Raw genomic sequence first — 17,610 nt, forward strand, 5'->3', positions numbered from 1 at the left:
CAACTCCACGCTCTGTATAAAAGCGGTGAACTACCGGCTCTCTAAAAGGAGCTTACACAAGGCTTGAGCCGTGTGCGGCGAAAGTCGCAAGCACGGTTCTTAGGGGGGGATGGTGCAGCAATGCACGGTCCCTACCCGACTCGCCCCGGAAGGGCGAGGTGCCACCTTCGGGCCACATGTACTGATAGGCGCCGTTGTCCGTGGTCCAGACCACGATGGTGTTTTTGTCGAGACCGGTCTCCTGGAGCTTCGCAAGAAGCTGGCCGACCTGGGCGTCGTGCTCCTTCAGGGCATTGCCGTAGATGTCCTCGTGTCCGCCGCGTGACTGGTCCCTGGACTCGGGCTTAAGATGAAGGAAGACGTGGTTGCGGGTCGTGTTGTGCCAGAGGAAGAAGGGCTTCCTGTCCACCGCGCGGCGGGCGAGATAGTCGAGCGATTTGGCGAGAATTTCTTCGTCGAAGGTCTCCATACGCTGCACGGTCAAGGGACCATCGTCCTTCACGGGGCCATTGGCGGTGCACTCGATCACGCCGCGCGGATCGAACTGCTTGCGAAACTCGGAATTGGTCGGGCGGTCCGGGTCTTCCAGATCCTCGTTCGCATTGAGGTGGTAGAGATTGCCGAAAAACTCGTCGAACCCGTGGTTGCAGGGCAGATGCTCATCGAGATCGCCCAGGTGGTTCTTACCGTACTGCGCCGTCGCGTAACCCCTGGTCTTGAGGACCTCGGCGATGGTGATGTCTTCTTTCTGCAATCCCGCCGGCGAGCCCGGCGTGCCGACGGTGGTCAGTCCGGTGCGCACCGGAAGCTGGCCGGTGATGAAGGCGGCCCGCCCGGCGGTGCAGCTCGGCTGGGCGTAGAAGGAGGTCAGGCGCAGCCCCTCGGCGCCGATGCGGTCGATATTCGGCGTCTGCACGCCCATGATGTCGCCGCCATAGGAAGACACGTTCATCCAGCCGATGTCATCGGCCATGATGACCAGAATGTTGGGTTGGTCGGCCGTCGCCCCCGTCGCGGCAAGGCTGGGAAGTGAGATGATCATCGCCGCGGTGGCGAGTAATCCAAGCAGGGGTCGCTTCATCGGGTCAGCTCCTTGAGGGCTCGTCAGAGAGGAAAAACTGATTTAGTCGGCTTTTGTCGCCTAGACTAGCCGCGCAGCGATTGCCTGGATATGCAGTTTTCGCAAAGTCGGTTGATCAACGATGCCCCTGGATGATCCGATGATATCACCCAAAATCCAGCCGACCGCCCCGCCGCTGATCGGCTCGCTGGAAGTGAACGATCCGGTCCTCTACGAGGAGATCGCCCGGCCGTGGGACTTTTGCGTCACGCCGCTGACGGCGGGGCCATTCGTCCATCGCAAGGCGTTCCTGCTCACGCCCGCATTCGCCCTGTTCCAGGACTCGTTCGAGTGCCCCTGCCGTGTTTTTGGGATGACGCCGCCAGGGCTGCTCGGATTCGCGGTCCCGATTTGCCTCGGTCGACGCAGCACCTTCTGGGGCGACAGCCTGCACGAGCAGGGCCTTCCCGCCTCGCCTCCCGGTGCGCTGGAAGCCAATATCGACGCCGGGCAGGTCCATCTGATCGTTCTCATCAGCCTGGAGTTCATCCATCGGACGCTCGCCCCCGAGGTGGCGTCGGCGCTCCTGTCCGCCGCCGCGACCCGAGTGCTGCCGGCCTCGGGCGCCAAGATCGACGGACTGAAACGCAGGCTCCTGTGCATGCTTCGCCAGGCCCATCGCCGGCCGATGATGCTGGAGCATCCCGCCGTCCTGCGCGCCCTGGAGGCCGATCTGCTCGCGCGTCTGCTGGAGACGGTCGAGCTGCCCGGTTTGTCCGCCGAGCGTCGCCCGTCGCCCATCAAGCGGCAACGGGGTCTCGATCGCGCACTGGAGTTTCTGCGCGACGCCGACCTGAGCGCCCTGACGGTTCCACGGCTCTGCGGCGAATCCGGCGTCAGTCAGCGCACCCTGGAGTACGCCTTTCTCGACACCTACGGCATGGCGCCATTGGCCTTCCTGCGGCGCTGGCGGTTCCATGCCGTGCGCCGCCAGCTCAGGCTCGCGCCAGCCGGCAGCCTGACCGTCACGCAGGCCGCTTACGCGCAGGGCTTCTATCAACTGGGGCGTTTTACCGCTGAATATCGGCAGCTTTTCGGCGAGGGACCGTTGGAGACGCTGCGCTGGACGCCGCGGTTGCGCCCGGACCGAGCCGGTTAGGGGTGTTCGACAGTGTCATGATGGTCGCTCCCGGCGCCACGATGAGTCGGACGCCCATGGCGAAAGCACGAGTAAGACGTTACAGTTTAACGCCGCGTCCGATCAGGCGCGGTTGGCGAATGCTGGCGCTGCGTTCACGCAACGCACAGCATGCTCGCGGCTTCACCGACCTCAACGCACTCGGCAAGCCGTCAACCGGAGCGGGACTACGCGATGAAAGCGAAGATTTACGAGGGGATCCACCGTCAGGAACAGGGCGCGATGACGCCGACCGCCAATATCATCCGGGATGCCTGGGTGTTCGGGATCATCCCGGAAGACGAAACCTGCGAAGGCTGGACCATTCAGGGCATCGAGTCGCTCTACGACAAGGTGAGCGATGCCTGGATGCCCTATGGTCACCTGGCCTCCAACCTGCCGCCCGAGCTGCGCGAGCGGCATGCGCGAATCTATGCGGCAGCGGTGGAACGGGCGCGCGCGGCCGGCTGGGATCCCGAGCTTGGCGATGACGATTGAACCGCGTCAACGGCGCGGATCGATCGAGAGGCGATGTGGCGCCGATCCCAACAAGACCGTGCGTTTTCCGGGATCGCCGCGTTGAGGTTGAGCGCCCGCTTGGGACAGGCGCTGCGTTGGAGCCGATGCCATGTCACGTTACTTCGTCCGCGAGACCTTCTTTCGGCCCGACACCGCATTCGCGCGCGAGACGAGCGCGCTCCCGGCCAGTCTCCATAACCGTCTGCGCCTGCTTCTAAGTCGCGCTGGCGGCGGGAGTCTGTTCGTGCCCATCCGCTCCATGCAATATCTGGCGGTGGTCGAGCAGGAGGAGACCATTTTCGTCGATGCCTTGGGTGGCTATGCGCATCAGGATGGCGAGGGCGGACGCCTGATTCGGCTGGCCTGGCGACCGGCGCTTGGGCGGGAATCGCTCACCGCGCCGGTTCCCTGCGAAATGATCTATTACTTCAGCGGGTCAAAAGAGGTCCAGAAGCGACTGATGACCGACATTGGGCCAGCGCTCCAGCGGATGTTGGATCAGCCGTCCGATGCGGGCAGCGCGGCCCGGGAGGGCCGCATTCTGCCGTTTCGGTCCACGCGATGATGGACAATCCGCAGGTTAACCGCCAAACAGATCCTTGACCGCCTGCACCGTGGTCTGGCGTCCCAACTCGCCGATGGCGGTGGTCAGGGGGATGGACTTCGGGCAGACCCGCACGCAGTTCTGCGCGTTCCCGCAGTCGCTGACGCCGCCATCGCCCATGATGGCATGCAACCGGTCGGCCTGGTCGTAGCGCCCGGTGGGGTGGGCGTTCATCAGGCGCACCTGTGCCAGCGCGGCGGGTCCGATGAAGTCCGAATGGGGGCCGAACTGAGGGCAGGCCGACAGGCAGCAGCCGCAGCTCATGCAGCGGCTGTAGAGATAATTGGCGGACCATTCGGACGGCGAGATGCGCGGCGCGCCCTCATGCGTATCCCAGGCGCCGTCGATCTCGATCCAGGCCCGGACCTTGCGCAATCCCTCGTCGATCCGCGAGCGGTCCACGAGCAGATCCCGCACCACCGGAAACTTGGGCAACGGTTCCAGCACGATGGGTTGGGTCAGGCTGTCGATCAGCGCCGAACAGGACGGACGCGGCACGCCGTTGATGAGCATGGCGCAGGAGCCGCAGACCTCTTCCATGCAGTTACGATCCCAAACAACCGGGGCGACCCGCTGGCCGTCCGTGGTGACCGGGTTGTTTTGTACCACCATCAGGGCCGAGATGACATTGTGATCCGGCGCATAGGGGATCGCGAATTCCTGCCAGTAAGGCGGGCTGCCGGGGGCGTCCTGACGGCGGATTTTGAATCGAATCGACGTTCTGTTCGCAGGCATTCCGCTCATCCTAAATCCGGCATTTGGAACCGCAAAGGCGCAAAGGACGCCAAGAAAAACAAGGATTGCAATGCGCGCGACAGTCACCGCCTTCGGTGGCTGTTCTGATTGCGGCAAAATACTGAAATACTTCGTGTTTTTCGTGTTCTTTGCGGTTTAATTACGACTCTTTTTAGGTTCATCGGTAATCTCGCGGCTCGGTGGGCGGATAGAAGCTCAGGTCGATCTCCCCGTAGTGGATCCGCGGACCCTCGGCGTTGAATTCGGCGATGGTGGTCTTGAGCCACTGGTCGTTGTTGGCCCGCCAGCGGGTGCGGTAGTCCTCGAACTCGGGATCGCCGGGGAATTTGCCCTCGGGCAGCGGGATCTTGAACGCGGGCTTGTGGTGCGCGCCACGGCATTCGTCGCGTTCCAGCGCGCTCTTGGCGACGACCATCGCGAGCTGGATCATATCCTGGAGCTGACGGGTGAAGATCAGGGTCTGATTCGCCCAGGCGCTGGAATCGCCGAGGGTGACCGAAGCGGCTCGCCGCTCCAGCTCGCGTAACTCGTCCAGCGCCGTCGCAAGCTCGGGATTCGCGCGCACCACGCCGACCTTGGCGGTCATGAGCGCGCCCAGCTCCTGGTGGAGCTGGTGGGGGTTTTCGGGACCATCCGAGCGCATCAGTGCGTGATTGATCCTCTGCTGACGGGCGATCTCGGACGCGACCCCGGTCGGATCCAGGGGCGCCCGATGATGGTCGAGTCCCTTGAGATAACTCACCACGGATTCGCCGGCAATCCGCCCCGCGAAACTGGCGGACAGGAGCGAATTGGCGCCGAGCCGGTTGGCACCGTGATAACCGTAATCGCACTCGCCGCAGGCGTAGAGTCCGGGGAGGTTGGTGGCCTGATTGCGCGGACTGTCCGGGCGCATCCCGCCGGAGTCGTCGCGCTCGAAATCGACCCAGAGTCCGCCCATCGGATAGTGCGCGGCCGGAAAGATCTCCATCGGCGCGGCGAGCGGATCGGTTCCGGCGAACTTGCGGTAGATGTCCAGGATGGCGCCGAGCCGGCCCGAGACGAAGGCGCGGTCCAGATGGGTCAGGTCCAGATAGACCCGATCGGTCCCCTGGATACCCAGCCCCATCTGCCGGGTGACGTGCCAGATCGCGCGCGAGGCCTCGTCGCGCGACACCGTGTTCCCATAGGCCGGGAAGAATTCTTCCAGGAAATAGAAACGCTCGGCCTCGGGGATCGCGTTCGGTGCGCGTGCGTCGCTGGGGTCGCGCGGCGCCCAGATGCGCCCGCCCTCGCCACGGGCGGCCTCGCTCATCAGACGGTTCTTATCGCGCCCGATCATGGCCGTCGGGTGAAACTGGAAGAATTCGGCGTTGGCGAACCAGGCACCCTGTTGATAACAGCGGCTGGCGGCGGCCCCGGTGCAATGGCTTGAGGTGGTCGTTTTGGGGGCGTAGAGCTGACCGAATCCGCCGGTGGCGATCACCACCACGTCCGCCGGGAAGGCGCGGATCTCCAGGCTTTTGAGATCCATCGCGAGGATGCCGCGACAGACACCGTCGGCGTCCTTGAGTAGCGACAGAAATTCCCACCATTCGAACTTGACGACCTGGCCCAGCGACTCCAGCCGGCGTACCTGCTGATCGACGCCATAGAGCAACTGCTGGCCGCTGCTGGCGCCGGCGAAACAGGTACGTTTGTTTTTCACACCACCGAAAAGGCGTTGATCGAGCAGCCCCTCGGGGGTGCGCGAGAAGGTCACGCCCATGCGCTCGAAGGTGTGGATCAACCCCGGCGCGGCCTCGCACATGCTCTTGACAGGCGGCTGGTTGGCCAGATATTCGCCGCCCTTGAGGGTGTCGACGATGTGCTGGTGGATGGAATCGCGCTGACCCTTGGTATCCAGTACCGCGTTGATGCCGCCCTGGGCGCAGACCGAATGGCTGCGCTTGACCTCGAACAGCGAGAACAACTGGACCGGAAAGCCGGCGTCGGCGATGCGCAGGGTCGCCCAGAGTCCGCCGAGTCCGCCGCCGATGACGATCGCCTTGGGTGTGGTGTTCATGGCAGAAACCCGATCATTCCATGGAGTCCGATGGCGGCGAGCAGCAGGCCGAAACCGGCGCAGACAAAGCCGAACCGCCGCTGGGCGTCGGCCGAGGTGGTCAGGCCCCAGACGATCCCCATGGTCGAGAGTCCGTTGGCCAGATGAAAGACCGAGAGCAGCAGCCCGGTCAGATAGAGCCCGAACATCCAGGGTTGCGACAGCAGATGCTGCATGTGTCCGAACAGATCCTCCCGGACCGAGACGCGCCAGATGCCCTCGATGCGCGTCATCCCGACATGGAGCAGCAGAAACACCAGGATGCCGATGCCGGAGGCCCGTTGTAGCCAGTAGAGCCAATTTCTGACGTAGCGATAACGGGTCAGCTCGGCACGCATCTGGGTGGTAATGACTAGGCCATAGCCCGCATGGAACAGCAGCGGCAGGGCGATAATGACGATCTCCAGAATCGGCAGATAATTCATCCCTTGCAGGAAAGCGACGACCTCGCCGTTGTAGTGCGCCGCGCCGAAGCGGGATTGGGAGTTCTCCCACAGATGAAAGATCAGAAAGGCGCCGACCGGCAGCAGGCCCAGCAGCGAATGCAGTCGTCGCAGCAGAAAGTGCGGATCGGCGGTGGAATGGCGCATGGCGGGATCGTCCGTGGCGGCGGGAGCCCAGCATAGACTGGTGGACCGGGCGGTTCAGTGACCGTGCGCAATCGCTTGGTGAAATTCCGTGCTGGCGAACGCTGATCGCGGTGCCAGCTCGGTGAGGAAATCCAGCGGCTGTGGCGCCTCGTCAAGGATGCGGACATCTACCTCAAAGGCGACGCAGTCTTGCCCGAGTTGCTCCTTGGGGCTGACCGAATCCTTCGCTTTCGACAACCACGAGCGTCCGCACCCATCCCTGGAGTACCTGACGCCGGAGGCGGACAACCGCTCGGGGGAAGGCGGGGGTGCGAAGATCGTGGATCGCATCAGCCCAGGTCCTGTTAGGCCGGGATTCACGGGTTACGTTCGGCGTTTTCTCCGGCCCGCGGCCAGAGGGCCGAGTGCAACTCGGCGATCCCAGAGATCTGTATCTCCAAGCCCGTCTCTTCCGAGTCGACGCGCGAATCGACCGAGCGGTTTACTCGTGGTCGAGATACAGCATCCGAATCGCCTCGGCAGAGCGCCGCTCCACGTCCTCCCGCTTGACCTTCAGCGTGGGCGTCAGCAAGCCGTTGTCGAGGGTCCAGGCGGTCAGCAGCAGATGCACGCCGCGGATCTGTTCATGCGCCGGACACTCGCGCAACAGCCCGGCGAGTCGTGCGATGACCGCCGCCTTGACGCGCTCGTCCCCTAACGATCCTTCATCGTCCGCCTCCAGCGACACGCTTGCCGCCAGCGCGCTCCAGGCCTGGCGCTCCAGAACCAGCAGCGCGGTGATAAAGGGCCTGCCTTCGCCCACCACCAGCGCCTGCTCGAACCAGGGATCTTCCAGGATGGTCCGTTCCAGATCGCCCGCCGGGACTTTCTCGCCGGTGGACAGCACCAGAATGTCCTTGAGACGCCCGCGGATGAAGAGATGACCGTCGCGCATCTCGGCGAGGTCGCCGGTATGCAGCCAGCCGTCCGGTTCGATGGCCGTCCGGGTCTCGTCCGGGCGCTTCCAGTAGCCCAGCATCACGCTCGGGCTGCGTGCCAGGAGTTCCCCGTTGTCGGCGATCCGGATCTCCATTCCAGGGATCGGCACGCCGGCCGAGCCGGGGACGTTATCCTCGACGAGATTGCCGGCGATCGTGGGCGCGGATTCGGTCAGTCCGTACCCTTCGAGCAGATTGAGCCCCAGCCCGACGAAGCAGCGCGCGACCTCCGCCCGCAGGGGCGCCGCGCCGCTGATGGCGATGCGCAGACGCCCGCCCAGCCGCGCCAGCACCTTGTCCGCCACCAGCGGCCGCAACAACCGCCAGCGCAGCCGGTCAAGACGTCCGGGCGGATCGCCGCGTCCCTGTTCGGCGAGGAAACGCGCCCAACCGAGATCCACCGCCTGACGGAACAGCCATTGCGCCAGCCGGCCTTCCTCGGCCAGCTTCGCCTGAATCCGCGCATAGGCCCGCTCGTAGATGCGCGGCACCGAGATCAGCACCGTCGGGCGGATGGTCAGCAGATCTTCGCGGAGATCCTGCAGCGAGCGGGCATAGGCCACGCAACTGCCGGCCATCATCGGAAAATAGTAGCCAACCGTGCGCTCGAAGGTATGCGACAGGGGCAGGAAGGAGAGAAAGGTATCTGCGCGATCGGTGAGCACCATCTTGAGCTGCGCCTCGGCATTCCACAGGATGCTGTCGTGCGACAGCATCACGCCCTTGGGCCTGCCGGTGGTGCCGGAGGTGTAGACGATGGTGGCCAGATCCTCGGGGGCGGCGCGGTGTTCGGGCGATTCTCCGGTCTCGCGGCGCAGAAAGTCCGCCACGCTGCCGAACGCCAGATCCTCGGCCGGCGGCGGCGCGTCGGAAGGTTCCAGACACAGCACCTGCGTCAGCGCGGGAAACCGCGCGCGCAGCGGCGCCAGTGCCTGCCACTGCGCCAGGGTCTCCACCAGCAGCACCCGGCTGTCCGAATCCTGGAGAATATAGGCCAGGTTCCCCGGATTGTCGTCCGGGTACAGCGGCACCACCACCAGACCCAGGGCGAGGGATGCCTGCTCATAACCGACCCAGTCCAGTCCATTGCGGAGCTGGACCGCCACCCGCTCGCCCGGTGCCAATCTCAGGGTGGCGAGCGACCGCCGCCACTGTCCGACCCGCTCGGACATCTCCTTCCAGGTGACATCGATCCATTGCGCTTGGGCGGCGTCGAACTGCCGATAGGCGACCAGCTCCGGGGTCCGCCGCACGCGGAGGCGGAAGAGTTCGGGCAGGGTTCCCGCTTCGGCGGCGGGGATGACATCCGAGCGACGATCAGTGCGTGTTTTCATGCGATGACGCTCCACCGGTTGCGGCAGTCTCGACCCGCAGCGCGATCCCCTGATCATCGAGCCCGACCTGGACCCGGCTTCCATCCGGACACTGGCCGGTGACGATCAGCATGGCCAGCGGGTTTTCCAGTTGACGCTCAACCTCGCGGCGCAGCGGGCGGGCGCCATAGATCGGATCGAAACCGTCCCGAGCGAGTTTATCGATCACCGCCGGCTCGACCGCGACCCCGATCCGGCGCACCGCCAGACGCTGGATCAGCGCGTCGACGAAGATCCCGGCGATGCGATGCACCTCCTCCGGCTCCAGATAATGAAAGACGATGACATCGTCGAGACGGTTCAGCAGCTCCGGCTTGAATCGGACATATCCAGCCGCACCACGCGACTCTCGTCGTCGAGCAGGAAGGCGGCCAGCGCCTTGGCCAGCTCGGTCTTGCCGACGCCGGTCGGTCCGAGAAAGAGGAAGGAACCGATCGGTCGGCGCGCCGCCGCGATCCCGGCGCGGTTGCGGCGGATGGCATTGGCGACCGCGCGCACGGCGTCGTCCTGACCGACGATCCGCCGGTGCAACTCGCTCTCCATGCGCGACAGTTTGTCCGACTCGGATTCCACCATCCGCGCCACCGGGATCCCGGTCCAGCGCGAGACGACCCGCGCGATGTCCTCGCCGCGCACGTCCGTTTCCTCCTGTTCGCGCTGTTCTTCCCAGGTGGCGCGCGCCGCCGACAGCCGTTCCTCCAGCGCCAGGATCTCCATCTGCAAGCGCGCCGCCTGCTCGAAATACTGCTGATTGAAGGCGTCGGTCTTCTCGCGCAGCAGGTTGCGATGCGCGCGCTCCAGATCGCGGATATCGGCCGGGATCGAGATGCGGTGCAGATGCTTGTGAGCGCCGGCCTCGTCGAGCAGATCGATGGCCTTGTCCGGCAACTGGCGCTCGGTCAGATAGCGCTCGGCGAGTTGGGCCGCCGCCTCCAGCGCCTCGGGCAGATAGTGGATTTGATGATGGGTCTCGTAGCGGGGCGCGATCCCCTGGAGGATGCGGATGGTGTCCGGGATCGAGGGCGCGCGCACCAGAATCGGATGAAAGCGCCGCTCCAGCGCCTTGTCGCTCTCGATAAAACGGCGATATTCCTCCGTGGTATCGGCGCCGATGACTTGCAGCGACCCCTGCGCCAGCGCCGTCTTCAGCATGCTCGGCGCATCCAGGGTGCCGGAACCCGCGCCCCCGCCCATGCCCATCACGGTATGCAACTCGTCGATGAAGAGGATCACGCGCCCCCGGGCCTCGATCACCGCGTCGCGTACCGACTTCAGGCGCTCTTCGAGTTCGCCGCGCATCTTGGCCCCGGCGATGATGTCGCCCATGTCCAGCGCCAGCAGACGCTTGTTCAGCAGGGTATCGGGCACCTCGGCGTCGGCGATGCGCTGCGCCAGACCCTCGACGATCACGGTTTTGCCCACCCCGGCCTCGCCGATCAGGGCGGGGTTGTTCTTTTTGCGCCGCGACAGCGTCTGGATCACCTGGGCGATCTCGTTCTCGCGCCCGATCACCGGGTCCAGCTCGCGCCGGCGCGCCAGCTCGGTGAGGTCGCGGGTGTAGCGCGCCAGCACGTCCGGCTCGCTCTCGGCCTCGGCGGTGGTGACGGTGCGCCCGCCGCGCAGCGTCTCCAGCGCCTTGCGCGCCTCGTCGAGTCCGATCCCGGCCTCGCTCAAGAGCGTCGCGGTCGGTCCGCAGTGCGTATCGAAGAGGGCCAGAAACAGGGTGCCGGTCGTGATGAGACTGTCGCCGAGCCGCTTCGCCTCGTCGCGGGCGATCCGCACCGCCTGCTCGATCTCCTGACTGATGAGGATCTGATTCCCGGCGGCGGGAACGGCCGCGCGATAATGTTCCCGCACCCGGCTGCGGATGCGCGCCACCGCCTGCGCCGGATTCGACAGCAGTTGCTCCAGGATGCGCATCGGTTCCGCCTCCTCCTGCGAGATCAGCGCCATCAGCAGGACATCCGTGGTCAGCAGGTTCTGGCGCAGCGCGACCAGCTCGTTCACCGCCGTCTCGAACGTCTGCATCACGCGCAGGGTGCTGAGTTGGTTGATGTTCTGGATCATGGCCGATGGTCGTCAGAGCGTTTGAGTCCGGTGATTGCGCGGCGCGCGTCCGAGTACCCTGTCTGCTATGACTATAGCCGTTCGCTGCGCGATTGGCGGCGGGATGGAATTGAGATCCTTGGGTCGTGCCCGGTGACCGCGGCAATATTCAGCCCCAGATTGATGGGCCGGATGGGGTTGGACCTGCCGATCCATGCGATGGCGGACGCCGCCGGACGGAAGGCGTTTGGCGAGGGGGAATGGACGGTGCGCCAACCCGGCATCGGGAAGCGGCGCACCTGGCTCAAGTTCCCTCTGGCCGTCGCTGATCCGGCCGCAGCCGTGGCGTGAAATAGACATCGGCATCGTCCAGATCGACCGCCTTCCCGGCCAGGTCGACCAGCGGCTGTTCGTAGTCCTTCCAGCCCCGCAGACCCGTCTGCAGCGAGGCGACCCGTTCGTAGCCCAGCACGGTCAGCGAGTGGGCGGCGAGGATGCTGCGGTAGCCGGAACGGCACACCACGACGACCTCGCGCGCGCGCGCCCGGACCAGTTCGGGGATCGTCTCCTCATAGTCCCACTCGCAGGCGGATTCCAGGATGCCGCGCGGGATGTTCAGCGAACCGGGGAGATGCATGGCGGCAAACTCGTCCGGCTCGCGGACATCGAGGATGAGCAGGTCGGGGTTTTCTTGAATCCGCTCCTCCAGATCCCAGGGCATGATCTCCTTGATGTCGGTCAGGCAATTCTTGATCAGTTCGAGAAAATTTTTCATTTCTGCTCTTTGCGGTTCAATTGGGTGTGTTAGGGCTGGCGAGATGAGGCGGGCAGCGAGCGCGCCGCCGCGACACAGGCCTGGCCGAGCGAGAGTCCGCCATCGTTTGCGGGCACCTGTTGTTGGATCAGGACGCGCAGTCCAGCCGCGCCGAAGCCGTCCGCGACGGCTTCCAGGAGGCGGCGGTTTTGAAACACGCCGCCCGACAGGGCGACCGTGTCCAGCCCGTTGCGCGCGGCCAGTTCAAGTCCTAAATCGACGATGGCGGCGCTGAATCCGAGATGAAAACGGGCGGCGATCCGCTCGCTCGCAACGCCTTGCGCCAGGTCGTCGAACAGCGCATCCCAGAGCGGCGCGGCATCCAGCACGGTCGCCGATGGCGTGGCGAGGGTCGCGAAGGGATAGCCTGGACCCGCCGTCTCCAGCGCGCGCGAGGCCGCCGCTTCCAGTTCGATGGCCGCCTGTCCCTCGTAGGTCACACGCTCGCCGCCCATCCCGAGCGCCGCCGCCACCGCGTCGAACAACCGTCCGGCGGAACTGGACAGGGGCGCGTTGAGTCCGCGTTCCATCAGGGTCCGAAGCACGCCGAGCGGTTTTTCGGCCAGCCGCCGGACGAGGCTCAGATGGGGGTAACGGGTCTGCATTTCATCCCAGCCGCGGGCGCGCTCAAGCTGCGCGTACAGGCTGCGCCAGGGTTCCAGGATCGCCTGGGTTCCGCCCGGCAGCGGGACCGGCTTCAGATGTCCAAGCCGTCGGTAGTCGCGGTAATCGGCGGCCAGAAACTCGCCGCCCCAGAGCGTGCCGTCAGCGCCATAGCCGAGCCCGTCGAGCAGGATACCAAGCACCGGGCCGGCTTCCAGCGGCCAGCCGTTGTCGGCCAGCGCCGAGGCCAGATGGGCATGATGATGCTGTACGCCAACCAGGGGCAGGTCGGCACGGGCGGCCCAGTCGCGCCCGAGGAGGCTGGAGCGGTAGTCGGGATGCAGGTCCACGGCCAGCAGCCGGGGCTGGTGCTGGAAGAGTTCGAGATAGAGCGCGAGCGTGGCTTCATATTCGCGCGCGGTACGGGCGTCTTCCAGATCGCCCAGGTGCTGGGAGAGGATCGCCTGACCGTCGCGCGCCAGACAAATCGTATTTTTGAGTTCGCCGCCGAAGGCAAGGATCGGCGGCGCGTCCGCGAAGCCCGGCGGCAGCCGGATGGGGGCCGGGGCATAGCCGCGCGCGCGGCGCAGGAGGCGCGGCGCGCCGGCCATCACCCTTGCCACCGAATCGTCGACCCGATTCACGATCGCGCGATCGTGCAGCAGCGAGACGTCCGCCAGAGTGCTCAGGCGCTTGGCCGCGTCCAGGTTGTCGATGCACTGGGGCTCCTCGCTCAGGTTGCCGCTGGTCATGACCAGCGGACGCGCCCAGTCGGCCAGCAGCAGACGATGCAGCGGACTGTAGGGCAGCATGAAGCCGAGCGTGGTTTGACCCGGCGCGATCTCCGGAGCCAGAGCCGTTGCGGAGGATGGACAACGCGAAGCCTGCCCATCCTGACCGCTCCGAGGCGCTCGAATGTCCAGCAACAGAATCGGCGCCGCCGGGCTTTCCAGCAGCGCGGCCTCCGTGTCCGTGACCCGGCAGACGGCGCGGATCGTCTCCAGATCCCGCGCCATCAGCGCGAAGGGCTTGCCGAAGCGGCGCTTGCGCCGGCGCAGTTCGGCGACCGCCGTCGCGTTGGCGGCATCGCAGGCGAGATGAAAGCCGCCGATCCCCTTGATGGCGAGGATGCGCCCCTCGGCCAGCAGACGGCTGGCCGCGGCGATGGCATCATTCGCGCCGAATCCGGCCGGATCCAGCTCGCGTCCCTCGGCATCGGTCAGCCAGACCCGGGGGCCGCAATCGGGACAGGCATTGGGCTGCGCGTGAAAGCGGCGATCGGCCGGATTAGCGTATTCCCCGGCGCAGACCGGGCACATCGGAAAGACCGCCATGCTGGTCCAGGCCCGATCGTAGGGGATGCCCCGGACGATGCTGAGTCGCGGCCCGCAGTGGGTGCAGTTGGTGAAGGGATAGCGGTAGCGGCGATCCGTCGGGTCCAGGATCTCGGCGGCGCAGTCGGGACAGGTGGCGGCGTCGGCGACGATTCCGGTCTGTACCGCGGTGGCGGCGCTCGCCAGGATCGCAAACGCATCCGTCTCCAGCGCGGCGGCGAGCGGGGTGCGTTCGATGCTCTCGATCCGCGCCAGTGGCGGACACTCCGCCCTTAACCGCTCGCAGAACCGATCGATGATTTGACGGTCGTCCGCCTGGACACGGATCAGGACGCCCGCGCCATCGTTGAGGACATCCCCGACCAGACCGCAAGCGCGGGCGAGGCGCCAAACCGTGGGCCGGAAACCGACGCCCTGGACCAGACCACGCACACGAATTCGCTCTGCATTCATTGTCAACCGCACCCCACCGATCGCCGCGGGTCGCCAGCGAAGCAAGTCACTTGGCACATTGTTCGTCAGAATCGAGAATGATCCAGCCCCACATGCTTGTCGATGACGAATTCGTATCCGTGAACATGCCGAAGCAAGACTCAATGGCAAGCCGGCGCTACGTTATGTGCAGCGCGTTTCCGGCCAGTGCCGGGCCGGACCCGGCTTCGGTTGGCGTTGGTCGTGAATGACCGCATATTGGGCAGGCGGCAAGCGCGCCGCGCGAATCGGTATACGACCATCCTGAAGGGGAATGACGCATGGCCATTGAAACGACGACACTTGGCGGTGGATGCTTCTGGTGCCTGGAAGCGGCCTTTCAGAGACTCAAGGGGGTCGAATCCGTCGTCTCGGGATACGCGGGAGGTCTCACCGAGAATCCCACCTATCAAGAAGTATGCGGCGGTGCCACGGGGCATGCCGAGGTGGTTCGAGTCACCTTCGACAATCGCGAGATGGACTTCGGCACGCTCCTGGAGGTCTTTTTCGCCATCCATGATCCAACGACCCTCAACCGTCAGGGCGCGGATGCCGGAACCCAGTATCGCTCCGCGATTTTTTATCACTCCGATACCCAGCGAGCGGCCGCGGAGCGGATGATCGCCGACATGACGGCCGCTCAGGTGTGGCCGGACCCGATCGTCACCCAACTCCAGCCGGCGCCGGCGTTTTACCCTGCCGAGGCTTATCATCATGACTACTACCGTCGCAATCCCTCGCAGGGCTACTGCCAGGCCGTGATTTCGCCCAAGCTCGCGAAACTGCGGAAGCGGCATATGGATTTGTTGCGAGTCTAATGCACGCCTTTCCGGTCGCTGCGACCCGCGTCAGGTCTTGATCCCCACGCCCCGGCGCAGCAGGCTCAGACTCATGGCGATCAGGACGATGATGAGAACCAGGATCATGCCGAAGGCTAAACCGATCGGGATATCGCTGACCCCGAGCAGTCCGTAACGGAAGGCGTTGACCATGTAGAGCAGGGGATTGATCAGGGACAGGGTTTGCCAGACATCGGGCAGGAGTTCGATGGAATAGAAGACGCCGCCCAGATAGGTCAAGGGTGTCAGCACGAAGGTCGGCACGATCGAGATGTCATCGAAGCTGTTGGCGTAGATGGCATTGATGAAACCGCCGAGCGAGAAGAGGGTTGCCGTCATCAGGCAGATGAGCAGCATGATCCAGAGGCTGTGGATCTGAATGTCGGTAAAAATCATCGCGACCAGCATGACCGCGCCACCGACGACCAGCCCGCGCGCGACGCCACCCGCCACATAGCCGGACAGGATCACCCAGTTAGGCGCCGGCGAGATCAACAGTTCCTCGATGTAGCGGGAGAATTTGCTGCTATAGAAGGAGGAGACGACATTGGAATAGGAGTTGGTGATCACCCCCATCAACACCAGCCCAGGGACGATGAAATCCAGGTAGGCGAAACCTTCCATGGGTCCAATGCGCCCGCCAATCAGGCGCCCGAAGATGACGAAGTAGAGTGTGGTGGTGATCACCGACGGCAGGATGGTCTGCACCCAGATGCGCGTGAAACGCAGGATCTCCTTGGTGAAAATAGTCACGAAGGTGACCCAGTAGCGATGCCAGTGGTTGAAAAGATTCACGCCCCATCTCCCGTGTCGGCAACGCGCCGGTCGACCATCTCCAAAAATAGCCGTTCCAGGCGGTTCTGCTTGTTGCGCAGACTGATAACCTCGATACCATTCCGCGAGAGCGCGTCGAACAGACCATTGATGGTGTGGTCGCGATTCATTTCCACTTCCAGCGTGCAGTCGTCGAGATGCTGGAGCACGAAGCCACCGAGTTCGGGGAGTTCGGACACCCGCCCTTTGAGATTCAGGACAAAGGTCTCGGTATGCAGGGTGTTGAGCAGTGCCGCCACGCTGGTGCGTTCGGCAATCTCTCCCCGGTTGATGATGGCGATGTTGCGGCAGAGGCTTTCGGCTTCTTCCAGATAGTGCGTGGTGAGGATGATGGTGGTTCCCTCCGCATTCAGCTTGCGCAGGAAGGACCACATGGAGCGGCGGATTTCGATATCGACCCCGGCGGTCGGTTCATCCAGAATCAGCAGCCGGGGCTGGTGAACCAGGGCGCGCGCGATCATGAGCCGCCGCTTGAGTCCGCCGGAGAGTTTGCGCATCTCGGTGTCACGCCGATCCCAGAGGTCGAGCTGGCGGAGCGAACGCTCGGCGCGTACCTTGGCCTCGCGGCGCGGGATGCCGTAATAACCGGCCTGATTCAGCACGACCTCGAACACTGGCAGGAAGAGGTTGAAGTTGAACTCCTGGGGGACCAGGCCGATGCAGGATTTGACGCCCTCGGGATCGCGGTCGAGATCGTGACCGAAGACGTTCACGCTTCCCGCCGTCTTATTGACCAGCGAGGCGACGATCCCGATGAAGGTGGATTTACCGGCGCCGTTGGGGCCTAGCAGCGCGAAGAAGTCGCCTTGTTCCACGCTGAGGTCAATCCCCTTGAGTGCCTGAAAGCCGCCTTTGTAGGTTTTGGTGAGTTGCTGGACTGCGAGTGCGGGCATGGGTTTCCGGGTTTGCTATTTCAAAGGCTTAAACCGCGTCAGCTCCGACGCGTGTTGACTCGGGCGAGGTTCTGCCGTCGCACCGACGACGCAGGCCATGCCGGACGCGGTTTAACGCCGAACTCCAGCCATCAGTGTCCGCGCGTCGATCTGGCCCGAATAGCGATAAGGCAGCGTGATCAAGCCGCCGGCAAGCGTCGCCGTCCCGGCAATGGTCCAGTTCAGCGGACGATCCTGGAGTGCCAGCGCGGGTAACTGCTGGAGCAGACCGAGCAGGCTGCCGATGACCTCGACATCCACGGTCGTCTCGCCGAAGGCCGGGATCTGTCGCTCCAGGGCGCCGCCGCCCTCGGCCACTTCCTGGCCCTCCAGCGCGAGCCGATAGGTCATGGCCTTGATCGGCAGGGTACGGTCGTTCGGATTCTTGACCGCCAGGGTCGCGATGAACACCTGCCGCGTCAGCCCCAACTCCTTCGGTTGAAGGCCGATCAGTGCCACCTCGGGCGCCTTCCAGGACTCGGTAAGACTGGCGCAGCCGGGCAGCAGGCTGACGATCAGGACGAGGAGGGCGATCATGCCCACCCCGCCAACGCTTCGACGCACCGATGACTTGAACCAAGCCTCAGGTCGCGGACAG

At 64.7% G+C, this 17,610-nt stretch carries 17 protein-coding genes; 4 read left to right on the forward strand and 13 right to left on the reverse strand.

All coding sequences use genetic code 11. The features are described 5' to 3' along the window. Positions 1-52 precede the first annotated feature (52 nt). Positions 53-1,081: a sulfatase-like hydrolase/transferase gene (locus QZY07_RS08520; RefSeq protein WP_295401556.1), complete on the reverse strand. Its 1,029-nt coding sequence runs from the start codon at positions 1,079-1,081 to the stop codon at positions 53-55. 139 nt (positions 1,082-1,220) lie between these two features. Between QZY07_RS08520 and QZY07_RS08525 the strand changes: the two genes are divergently transcribed. From QZY07_RS08525 to QZY07_RS08535, 3 genes are all read left to right on the forward strand, one after another. Next, positions 1,221-2,219, forward strand: a complete 999-nt coding sequence (locus QZY07_RS08525; protein ID WP_295401557.1) for a helix-turn-helix domain-containing protein — start codon at positions 1,221-1,223, stop codon at positions 2,217-2,219. A gap of 213 nt (positions 2,220-2,432) precedes the next feature. Next, the gene (locus QZY07_RS08530; protein WP_295401559.1) at positions 2,433-2,735 is read left to right on the forward strand and encodes a hypothetical protein; all 303 of its coding nucleotides are present in this window, start codon (positions 2,433-2,435) and stop codon (positions 2,733-2,735) included. 130 nt (positions 2,736-2,865) lie between these two features. Continuing rightward, positions 2,866-3,321 carry a hypothetical protein gene (locus tag QZY07_RS08535; protein ID WP_295401560.1) on the forward strand — a complete coding sequence of 152 codons (456 nt, stop codon included), beginning with the start codon at positions 2,866-2,868 and terminating at the stop codon, positions 3,319-3,321. Between the two features lie 15 nt (positions 3,322-3,336). Here the strand turns inward: QZY07_RS08535 and sdhB are convergent, their stop codons facing one another. The 9 genes from sdhB to hypF all read right to left on the reverse strand — a co-directional run bounded on the left by sdhB (position 3,337) and on the right by hypF (position 14,389). Continuing rightward, positions 3,337-4,104, reverse strand: coding sequence for a succinate dehydrogenase iron-sulfur subunit (gene sdhB / locus QZY07_RS08540; RefSeq protein WP_295401562.1), 768 nt, complete (start codon positions 4,102-4,104; stop codon positions 3,337-3,339). A 169-nt stretch (positions 4,105-4,273) separates the two neighbouring features. Then, a complete protein-coding gene (gene sdhA, locus QZY07_RS08545) occupies positions 4,274-6,160 on the reverse strand; it encodes a succinate dehydrogenase (quinone) flavoprotein subunit (protein ID WP_295401564.1) in 1,887 nt (628 codons plus the stop codon). Then, positions 6,157-6,789: a succinate dehydrogenase gene (locus QZY07_RS08550; RefSeq protein ID WP_295401566.1), complete on the reverse strand. Its 633-nt coding sequence runs from the start codon at positions 6,787-6,789 to the stop codon at positions 6,157-6,159. Before QZY07_RS08550 ends, sdhA begins: the two co-directional genes overlap by 4 nt. 54 nt (positions 6,790-6,843) lie before the next feature. Next, positions 6,844-7,026: a hypothetical protein gene (locus QZY07_RS08555; protein WP_295401568.1), complete on the reverse strand. Its 183-nt coding sequence runs from the start codon at positions 7,024-7,026 to the stop codon at positions 6,844-6,846. Between the two features lie 244 nt (positions 7,027-7,270). Then, entirely contained in the window at positions 7,271-9,100 is a 1,830-nt protein-coding gene (locus QZY07_RS08560; protein WP_295401570.1) for a long-chain fatty acid--CoA ligase, read from the reverse strand. Continuing rightward, positions 9,084-9,392 (reverse strand): hypothetical protein, encoded by a 309-nt coding sequence (locus tag QZY07_RS08565; protein ID WP_295401572.1) that lies wholly within the window; start codon positions 9,390-9,392, stop codon positions 9,084-9,086. Before QZY07_RS08565 ends, QZY07_RS08560 begins: the two co-directional genes overlap by 17 nt. A 47-nt stretch (positions 9,393-9,439) precedes the next feature. Then, positions 9,440-11,206: an AAA family ATPase gene (locus QZY07_RS08570; protein ID WP_295401574.1), complete on the reverse strand. Its 1,767-nt coding sequence runs from the start codon at positions 11,204-11,206 to the stop codon at positions 9,440-9,442. Positions 11,207-11,489: 283 nt separating this feature from the next. Then, positions 11,490-11,960: a rhodanese-like domain-containing protein gene (locus QZY07_RS08575; protein ID WP_295401576.1), complete on the reverse strand. Its 471-nt coding sequence runs from the start codon at positions 11,958-11,960 to the stop codon at positions 11,490-11,492. Positions 11,961-11,989: 29 nt separating this feature from the next. Beyond that, positions 11,990-14,389, reverse strand: coding sequence for a carbamoyltransferase HypF (hypF, locus tag QZY07_RS08580; RefSeq protein ID WP_295401578.1), 2,400 nt, complete (start codon positions 14,387-14,389; stop codon positions 11,990-11,992). A gap of 299 nt (positions 14,390-14,688) precedes the next feature. Here hypF and msrA point away from each other — a divergent pair, with 299 nt between their 5' ends. Continuing rightward, positions 14,689-15,225: a peptide-methionine (S)-S-oxide reductase MsrA gene (gene msrA, locus QZY07_RS08585; protein WP_295401580.1), complete on the forward strand. Its 537-nt coding sequence runs from the start codon at positions 14,689-14,691 to the stop codon at positions 15,223-15,225. A 30-nt stretch (positions 15,226-15,255) separates the two neighbouring features. On the opposite strand, the gene QZY07_RS08590 is transcribed toward msrA, so the two are convergent. The 3 genes from QZY07_RS08590 to QZY07_RS08600 all read right to left on the reverse strand — a co-directional run bounded on the left by QZY07_RS08590 (position 15,256) and on the right by QZY07_RS08600 (position 17,549). Beyond that, the gene (locus QZY07_RS08590) at positions 15,256-16,041 is read right to left on the reverse strand and encodes an ABC transporter permease (RefSeq protein ID WP_295401582.1); all 786 of its coding nucleotides are present in this window, start codon (positions 16,039-16,041) and stop codon (positions 15,256-15,258) included. After that, the gene (locus QZY07_RS08595) at positions 16,038-16,973 is read right to left on the reverse strand and encodes an ABC transporter ATP-binding protein (protein ID WP_295401584.1); all 936 of its coding nucleotides are present in this window, start codon (positions 16,971-16,973) and stop codon (positions 16,038-16,040) included. Before QZY07_RS08595 ends, QZY07_RS08590 begins: the two co-directional genes overlap by 4 nt. A gap of 111 nt (positions 16,974-17,084) precedes the next feature. Further along, the gene (locus tag QZY07_RS08600) at positions 17,085-17,549 is read right to left on the reverse strand and encodes an LEA type 2 family protein (RefSeq protein ID WP_295401585.1); all 465 of its coding nucleotides are present in this window, start codon (positions 17,547-17,549) and stop codon (positions 17,085-17,087) included. Between the last annotated feature and the right edge of the window lie 61 nt (positions 17,550-17,610).

The sequence above is a fragment of the uncultured Thiocystis sp. genome (assembly GCF_903866365.1).
In the GTDB taxonomy this organism is placed as follows: domain Bacteria; phylum Pseudomonadota; class Gammaproteobacteria; order Chromatiales; family Chromatiaceae; genus Chromatium.